General features: G+C 39.6%; 7 protein-coding genes and 1 pseudogene. 5 read left to right on the forward strand and 3 right to left on the reverse strand.

What is annotated here, in order from left to right; genetic code table 11:
• Positions 1-21: 21 nt before the first annotated feature.
• Entirely contained in the window at positions 22-2,244 is a 2,223-nt protein-coding gene (locus WBN20_RS11685; protein ID WP_424281805.1) for a molybdopterin cofactor-binding domain-containing protein, read from the reverse strand.
• Positions 2,237-2,728 carry a (2Fe-2S)-binding protein gene (locus WBN20_RS11690; protein ID WP_424273840.1) on the reverse strand — a complete coding sequence of 164 codons (492 nt, stop codon included), beginning with the start codon at positions 2,726-2,728 and terminating at the stop codon, positions 2,237-2,239. Before WBN20_RS11690 ends, WBN20_RS11685 begins: the two co-directional genes overlap by 8 nt.
• Before the next feature lie 146 nt (positions 2,729-2,874).
• Between WBN20_RS11690 and WBN20_RS11695 the strand changes: the two genes are divergently transcribed.
• The 5 genes from WBN20_RS11695 to WBN20_RS11715 all read left to right on the forward strand — a co-directional run bounded on the left by WBN20_RS11695 (position 2,875) and on the right by WBN20_RS11715 (position 8,339).
• Positions 2,875-3,255: a hypothetical protein gene (locus tag WBN20_RS11695; protein ID WP_424281806.1), complete on the forward strand. Its 381-nt coding sequence runs from the start codon at positions 2,875-2,877 to the stop codon at positions 3,253-3,255.
• A gap of 451 nt (positions 3,256-3,706) precedes the next feature.
• Positions 3,707-4,159 carry a hypothetical protein gene (locus WBN20_RS11700; protein ID WP_424272047.1) on the forward strand — a complete coding sequence of 151 codons (453 nt, stop codon included), beginning with the start codon at positions 3,707-3,709 and terminating at the stop codon, positions 4,157-4,159.
• Positions 4,160-4,302: 143 nt separating this feature from the next.
• Entirely contained in the window at positions 4,303-5,187 is an 885-nt protein-coding gene (locus tag WBN20_RS11705) for a hypothetical protein (protein ID WP_424281807.1), read from the forward strand.
• Positions 5,188-5,325: 138 nt separating this feature from the next.
• On the forward strand, positions 5,326-6,552 hold the full coding sequence (locus tag WBN20_RS11710; RefSeq protein ID WP_424281808.1) for an aminotransferase class V-fold PLP-dependent enzyme: 1,227 nt from the start codon (positions 5,326-5,328) through the stop codon (positions 6,550-6,552).
• Positions 6,553-6,725: 173 nt separating this feature from the next.
• Positions 6,726-8,339 carry an aryl-sulfate sulfotransferase gene (locus tag WBN20_RS11715; protein WP_424281809.1) on the forward strand — a complete coding sequence of 538 codons (1,614 nt, stop codon included), beginning with the start codon at positions 6,726-6,728 and terminating at the stop codon, positions 8,337-8,339.
• 276 nt (positions 8,340-8,615) lie between these two features.
• On the opposite strand, the pseudogene WBN20_RS11720 reads toward WBN20_RS11715, so the two are convergent.
• Positions 8,616-8,869 (reverse strand): annotated as a pseudogene (locus WBN20_RS11720) (serine hydrolase); the annotation flags it as partial.

Genomic DNA, 8,869 nt, shown 5'->3' on the forward strand with positions numbered 1-8,869 from the left:
AAATACTTTAAGGTAATTTTATTAGCCTAATATCCTGGTATTGGCCTTAAATTCATGATTTTTCACGGGTAGCTCTCGAATCCGAATCCCAGATGCATTAAAAATTGCATTTGCTAAAGCGGGTGCAATACCTGGGGTACTTGGTTCACCTGCACCACCTGGCCAGTTATCGCTGGTAACGATATGGGTTTCTATTTTAGGGGATTCGTGCATACGTACCATTTGGTAGTCATGGAAATTACTTTGCTTCACCGCCCCGTTTTCGATTGTTATTTCGCCATATAAAGCAGCAGTAAGTCCGAAAACAATACCACTTTCCATTTGTGCAGTAAAACCGTCGGGGTGAAACGCAAAACCCGGGTCGGCTACACAAACCACCCTGTGCACCTTGAGAGCGTCCTCAACTATTTCTATCTCGGCCACCTGAGCAACAATGGTTCCAAAAGACTGATGAAGTGATATACCCCTTCCCCAGTTAGCCGGAAGAGCTTCTCCCCAATTGGCTTTCTCAGCAGCCAGATCAAGCACCTTTAAAAATCGGGGTGCATTAGTAAGATGTTCCCGTCTGAATTGATAAGGATCTTTATTGGCTCTGAACGCCAACTCATCCATAAAGGACTCTGTGAAAAAAGCGTGCATAGAAGAATCTACACTCCGCCAATACCCCCAGGGTACATGTGTTTCGCTATTCGTATAATGAATATATTGATTTTCTACGCCATAAGGAATGTGCGGGGCTTCTTCCGGATCGTGCTTAAATACAAACTGATTGTTCCAGGCACTAATTTGACCTGAATCATTAAGGCTCGCTTTAAACCGACTGATGTTGGCTTCCCTGTAATGATCTTGTCTTATATCGTCTTCACGAGACCAGATGAGCTTAACCGGATAGTCTACTTCTTTAGCAATTAAAGCTGCCTGAATGGCCACATCGGGCACAGATCTTCGACCAAACCCACCACCAAGATATTGGTTATGTACCACTACCTTCTCCTGGTCCAGATCCAGTACTTCGGCTACACTGTTTGCAAATCCTAAGGGGTTCTGACTTCCCACCCAGATCTCGCATCCATCTTCTTTTACCAAAGCAGTGCAATTCATGGGTTCCATTGTGGCATGGGCAAAATAAGGTACCCTGTATTCGGCCTCTAGCACATTTGTAGCTTCTTTAAAAATGTCCTTTATACTTCCTTTTTTAACATCTTTTTCTTCATTCCCCTCGTTAATTGCAGTATTCATATCTCTTAAATACTGATCATAAATATCATTCAATCCTACCGCATCGTGATCACTTTTGTTAAATTCAACAGGCAATTCGTTTATGGCCTTTTTTGCCAACCAATAGCCATCTGCAATTACGGCTATGGCCCCTTCAAGATTCACAATTTTGTGCACCCCCGGCATATCCTTAATGGCACTTGCCTCCAAAGGCTTAGCCTTGGCACCAAATACAGGGGAAGCTTTTATGGCTGCATATTTCATGTTTGGAAGAGATACATCAATTCCAAAATTCGCTGTTCCATCTACCTTTGACGGGATATCGAAACGTGGAGGCGAAGTCCCCATTATCGTAAATTCTTCAGATGTCTTAAGACGCGGTTTGGCTGGTTGTGCTAAACTGGCCGCTTTATCAACAAAACTCGCAAAAGGTGCCGTTCTATTGCTGGGTGGGTGCGAAATTATACTGTTTTTAACCATTAATTCCTCTGTGGAAACGTTCCATTCCTCTGATGCAGCCTCTAATAATACTGCTCTGGCTGCTGCTCCTGCAACGCGCATAGCGAACATTCCTGTAAAACGTACAGAAGAACTTCCCCCTGTCATTTGAAGACTGATTTGCTTAGTGGCCGTTAAAAAAAAGCCATCAACGGTTCCGATAAGCATGGAAGGGATATCTTTTGGACCCATAATAAATCCTTTACCCATGGCATAATTAGCATATTCTTTATTCCCCGGAGCTTCTAACATTCTAATATTTTTCCAATCCGCATCCATTTCGTCGGCCAGCATCATAGGCAAAGTGGTATGGACCCCCTGTCCCATTTCGGCATGAGGAACAATGACCGTAATGCTGTTATCTGTATTAACTTTCAGCCAGATATTAAGTACCGTATCTCCTTCCCCCGCAATTAAATCCCTGACTTTCCCAGCACGGTTTCCTGGTCTAATGGCAATTCCAACTACCAAAGCACCTCCGGTAAGTACGCCTGTGGTAATAAATGCTCGTCTGGTCCACTTACCCATTGTTTTCTGTATTTATTGATGATGCCGCAGCTAATTCTTCTGACGCACGCTTGATTCCTGTTTTAATACGGGAATAGGTGCCACAACGGCAAATATTGCCACTCATAGCCTCGTCTATATCCTTGTCCGTTGGTGACGTATTATTTGCCAATAAGGCATGTGCAGACATGATTTGTCCCGACTGGCAATAACCGCATTGCGGAACCTGTTCTTCAATCCACACGCGCTGTATTGTATGTAGTTCGCTATCATTAGCGATACCCTCAATGGTAATTACTTCTTTATCAGCCGCGGCTTGTAATGGGGTAAGACAAGACCGTATGGGTACGCCATCAAGCTGCACGGTGCAGGCACCACATTGTCCAATGCCACATCCAAATTTTGTGCCGGTTAAACCGGCTTGTTCGCGGATGACCCATAATAAAGGAGTAGCCACATCAACGTCTACCTCAAAACTCTGGTTGTTTATTTTTAAAATCATAATGTTTTTTATGCAAGCATTATTGGCGAATGTAAAACCCACCTTATATTTTCCTAAACTACATTAAATAAAGGCTCCCGTCAAGTTTAACAATCAATTATTATCCAAAATTAATTTTGTAAATTAAGTGTTAAATTACGGCATTAGCTATGAATTGGAAAGTTAAATTTGATGAAAAGTATCGGATAGTTGTTTTGGTATACAACGGTTCTAATTCAGCAAAGGATTTATTTGAATCTTCTATCTCAGCGATTGAAATTACCAATAAAAAAAAGGTATACAAAGTGTTAGTAGAGTCGCAGAATATTATAACTAATTTAAACAGGGCCGACATTTTTAAGCTTCCCTATGAATTATACAATAAATGGGGTATGAATAAATCTATTCGCATCGCACTTCTCAAACCTAAGGACATTGAAGCCCAACAAATAGCCTCATTCTACGAAATATCTACGAGAAATCTGGGTTGGGAAACAAAAATTTTTCCGGAACGAAAAGCAGCCTTGAAATGGTTGTTGGAAGACTTTTGAATGGTATGATTTTTATTTAAAATAAATTGATATGCCTAAAACTGGGAACCCCCGTTAGCAATTGATCCCGATGGAAAAGCAATATTTAACATTGCCGTTGCCTGAACGAAAAATATTTCATTATCAAAACAGGGAGAAGCGTTAAAAAAGGTTTGGTAAACCTTTTTAGTAAACGAGCCAGATTGCCGCGTTGGTAAAAAATTTGAAATCATATATCCGGTTGTACTGCGAGCTTTTCAGCCTAATACCAGGGAGAAAGGAGTCATCTGCACAGGCATCTTGAAAATACAAATAGAAACTATGATTACGTTTTTAGGCAAATACACCGGTGAGTTTGACTATCTGTAAGCGCTTTATAATAGATTATTATTGATGATTTTGTAATAATTATCCAAATCATAAGTTAGTACTTAATATAACAAAGTTTAAAACTAAAAAAACCAACAAAATGATTAAAAAAATTTTATTCGCAGCCTTATTATTCGTTTCAATAATTGAAATTAAGGCGCAAACCTTTGAGTATAGAATTGTAACCAGTATTGAATCGGTAGTTCCAATGGGACTTGGAAGGTCCAGGATCATTTCCGCCCAGGAAGACAAAGATTATAAGGAATATACCTCATCCAGAACAGAAGAAAATAAAAAGCAGAATAAATCAAAACGAGGAGATGCCAAGGTGGATAATTTTGATGAAACTAAAATTCTAAATTTCTACAGTGCAACAGGTATTAATTTTCAAAATGTTGCTTCAAATGATGCCTTACTTTCATCAAAGGTCAATACCATGATTACAGAAGGGTGGGAATTGGCATTCGTGACAAGTGGCGTTGAAAGTGACGCAGGGAAAGGCGATGGAACAGGTATTTTTATCACCCGATTTATCTTTAAGAGATTAAAGTCGTAAGTATTTCTTGAACTTGATCAATCAAACAAGATAATGTAAAAATTTAATTTACATTTAAGAATAAAGAACCGCTAAAATAGATTGTAGCGGTTTTTTTATTTCATGATAATTGTTTAGTATTAAGCTATTACTACTTTTAAATTATGCCGCATATACTTAAAAACAAAAATCTGGAAATTCATATTGACCTACCTCAGGAGAATTATAATTCTTCAAGATTTGACTGGACAGGAAAAATTGTAAAAGTAAAATTTCAAAACATTCATTTATCCGGTATTGAGCGACCTGATTGTGAAAATGAACATTATTTTGGTAAAGGATTCTACAATGAATTCGGAATTGATTCGGCATTAGGATACAATGAGACTGATATAGGGGGTTGGTTTCACAAAATAGGTGTGGGTTTATTAAAAAAAGATGATAATCAATATCTGTTTAGTAAAAATTACCCTATTAAACCAGCTGAGTTTACTACTATTATTAAATCAAATAAAGTTTTAATTAAATGTTTATCAGAAAATAGCAACGGTTATTCGTATTTATTGGAAAAAGAAGTTGAATTGCATGAAAGTAATTTTACAATCAAATACTACTTAGAAAATACGGGTGAAAAAGATATTAGCACGAACGAATACGGGCATAATTTTATAGCAATAAATAAAGGACTTGTGGGGAATAATTATGTATTAAAATTTCAATTTAAATTAAAACCTAAAAAATTTGGGGAAACTGTTAATCCTGAGCAAAAAGTTGAAATAGGGCAAAATGAAATTAAATTCAACCGAACGCCCAATGAGCAATTCTATTTTAGCAACCTCACCGGTAATAAAAATGTTGACGCAGCATGGGAAATAATAGACCTTAGCAATAATATTGGAATTAGTGAAACCGGAAGTTTTAAAACAAAAAAAGTAAATCTTTGGGGATGTAGTCATGTAATTAGTCCTGAGTTATATTTTAATATATTTATTAAACCTGGCCAATCAGTGGCATGGTCCAGGACATATAATGTGTATAATTTAGAATAAATCTAGACGTCTTGTAATTCCGAAAACATATGACATTTGGAAGGGTAGGTAAAATTGGCAAGTACCTGAAATATGCTTTTGACAAAAAAGTATTGGCCTGTTCCTAAACGTATTATAACTAATTTAAGAATGCTATTTATGAAACTTGATTTAAAATTTGTACGCTCACACTTTCCAGCTTTTTCTGAACCTACCCTGGACGGATGGGCTTTTTTTGAAAATGCGGGAGGATCCTATCCGTGTATACAATTTATTAGCCGGTTGACTGACTTTTATATGAAAAACAAGGTGCAACCCTATTATCCATATCCTGCTTCTATGCTGGCCGGAGATATGATGGATACTTCTTATAGGAGGATGGCCGAGTACCTGAATGTAGAAGAATCTGAAATTCACTTCGGCCCGTCAACCACCCAAAATGTATATGTGCTGGCAAATGCCATGCGGCCTATGTGGAAAGACGGAGACGAGATTATCGTTTCCTGTCAGGATCATGAAGCCAATGCAGGGGCATGGAGAAGATTGGCAGACCGGGGACTTAAAATTGTAGAGTGGCATGTAGATCGGGAAAGGGGCTTATTAGGCCTGGAGGATTTAGACGGTTTATTTTCTGACCGAACCCGGATGGTGGTATTTCCTCATTGTTCAAATGTGATCGGTCATGTGAACCCGGTAAAAGAAATAAGTCAAAGGGCACATGCCAACGGGGCTCTTTGTGCGGTAGACGGCGTGGCCTACGCTCCACATGGCTTTCCGGATTTAAAAGCATTGGGAGCAGATATTTATCTGTTTTCATTATACAAGACCTATGGGCCACATTTAGGGTTGATGTATGTTAAGAAAGAATTGATTGTCAAAATGGAAAATCAGTCTCATTTTTTCAAGGAGGGTATTACCAGAAGTATGTTAACCCCTGCCGGACCAGATCATGCTCAAATTGGTTCGGTGAGCGGCATATTGGATTATTTTGATACCGTGTATGAACATCATTTTGATGAACAGGCATTGCCTTCTCAAAGAAACAGAGCCCTGAACAGATTATTTCGTTCACAAGAAAAAGCCCTTATGGAGCCGCTACTGGAGTTTTTGAGATCCCGGGATGATATTCAGATTTTAGGTCCTCATAAAGTCGATGGAAGAGTGCCTACAATTTCGATTCTTCCTCTTAATAAGAGTCTCAAAGAAGTATATGCTAGCTTAACTCAACATAAACTCATGATGGGGATGGGTAATTTTTATGCGGTTAGACCTCTTAAAGATATGGCTATACCGGCAGAACCAGGCGTGTTGAGAATGTCTTTTTTGCATTATACCAGTACCGAGGAAATTGATCAGTTGATAGCAGGGTTAAAGGTTGCGTTGTAATTTATACAGCTTTGATTAAAGGCTGGGGGAAAATCCTTAAAAAAGATTGTATATTACGATATAAATTTACCAATCAAAACCAGATGAAATTCATGTATATAAGTAATCGGTTCAAGAATGCTGTGTATTCTTGGCTGATCATTCTCCGCATTTTAAGATCTTACAGATTAGCCATGCTGGCATTTTTTGCTACTCTAATCCTTCTCAGCTGTGCGGGACCTCCTGTGGCCTTAAATGTACAACTAGTACCCAATCCCAATAAAAATGCGCCCCTGGCCGGAATCCTAAGCTTTACCTCAGACCGTCCCGTAAATACTACTATAACCATTGATGATGGGATAACAAAGCAGATTGTGCAACCTGATGATTCTTTAAAAATGAATCATGAAGTATTGGTGCTAGGATTAAAACCGGGAAAAACACATCATATTACAGCAACCCTCAGAGATGAAAATGGCAGGGAACTCCTATTGGATTCCCTTACTATTGAAACCCCTCCATTGCCAGAAGATTTTCCTTCACTGGAGCTGGTACAGGAGAAAACCGCTGAGATGGAGCCGGGTATAACGATGTTCACTGTGTTTCGGTGGAAAGAACCATTTGATGATGATGCGGACTGGGGTTATGCTATTGCGGTAAATGAAGCAGGGGATGTAGTTTGGTACCTGAAAACAGATCATTGGATTGATGAAGTCCGTAGAAAACATAATGGAAACCTGATGTTTGGAGGAGTTGAAGACGGACGTGTTTTTGAAGTAGATATGCTGGGGAACAAAGTTCAGGAATGGTATTCTTCAGGCGCAGTTACCAAACCCGTATCAAAGGAAAGTATTGCCGTAGATACAGATATGTTTCACCACGACGTAATAGAGCTTGCCTCAGGTAATTTCATTGGTCTGGGACTGGAAGTACGTTCCCTGGAGGATTTCCCTGTGGAGTATCCTCCTTCTGTTAAGAAACAAACCGCAGACGTTGCAGGTGATGTCATCATAGAGTTTGCTCCCGATGGCAGCACATTACGTAAATGGTCTTTGGTAGATATACTGGACCCCAGACGTCTGGGTGATGGTTCTTTAAGTGGAGATCATTACTACGATATTTATAAAGAAACTTACGATCCCCTGCCCTATGATATTACACATTGTAATGCTATTTATTACATTGAAGAAGAAGATGCCGTTCTTGTCTCCTCGAATTTCCAATGTGCGATTTACAAAATTGATATGAAAACCGGGGCATTAAAATGGATACTCGGTGATCAGACTGGCTGGGAAAAGCCCTGGTCCGATAAACTCCTGGAGCCCATAGGAGACTTTACCTGGCCATGCCACCAGCACGGTTTAGAACTGACACCCCAGGGCACGCTTCTTTTATTCGACAACGGCGGGGCACGATTTATACCCCCGAATCCCCCCATGCCGGAAGATGAACGTTTTAGTAGGGCACTGGAATTGCGGGTAGATGAAGTTGCCGGGACAGTAGAGGAGGTATGGACCTATGGCCCGGAAAAGGAACGATTTGTATCACCCTTTATTAGTGATGCCGACTATATGCCTACTACCGGCAATATCCTTATAACAGATGGTGGGCGTTTTAAGGATAAGGAAGGCAAGCTGATGCCAACATTCGGTGGCCATCAATGGGCCCGGATTCTGGAAGTGACCAAAGAACCGGCTACAGAAAAGATATGGGAACTACATATCTATGATCCGGAAATCCGCTATTCTGTATACAGGGCCCAACGACTTAACAGTCTGTACCCCAATCTGGACCGTCCAACAGGATAAATAGAGGCTATAGATAACACCCATGACAGGGGTAAATATGTGCTTTTTGGAATATTGTGCAAAAATAGTTCGAGTTGTCAAAAAAGCATGAATCTAAATGGAAACGTACTGTTTTAGCCGACGAGTAAGTACTCTGGTTTTACGATGAAATAGTACTTGTTTTAATAAATTAAAAGGACGCCGCCAAGAACTTATATAAATATAGTGTTGGAGGTTGAAAAACCAATGGCTCTGGCTTTTTTTTAAGCTGTAAATTTTTTTAAATTAATATGCCACTCAAAGGGCTGGTATAGTCTTAGAAACGCCAGTCAGGGCAATTTTGTGTGTAGTCTGGTCATATACCTCTTTAACTATCTTGTACAAATCCGGGACCAATGTTTTGGCGAGTTTGGAATTATTGTTTAATAAAACACAAATCCCCAGATCGGATTCAGGATAAACCGCAATTTCATTTCTATAATTGTTTACGCTACCCCCGTGGTGCCAAATGGTTTTTTGCAAACCTGTTTCCTCTTCAGAAAACTTATGGA

Source organism: Eudoraea sp., assembly GCF_049665975.1.
In the GTDB taxonomy this organism is placed as follows: Bacteria; Bacteroidota; Bacteroidia; order Flavobacteriales; family Flavobacteriaceae; genus Eudoraea.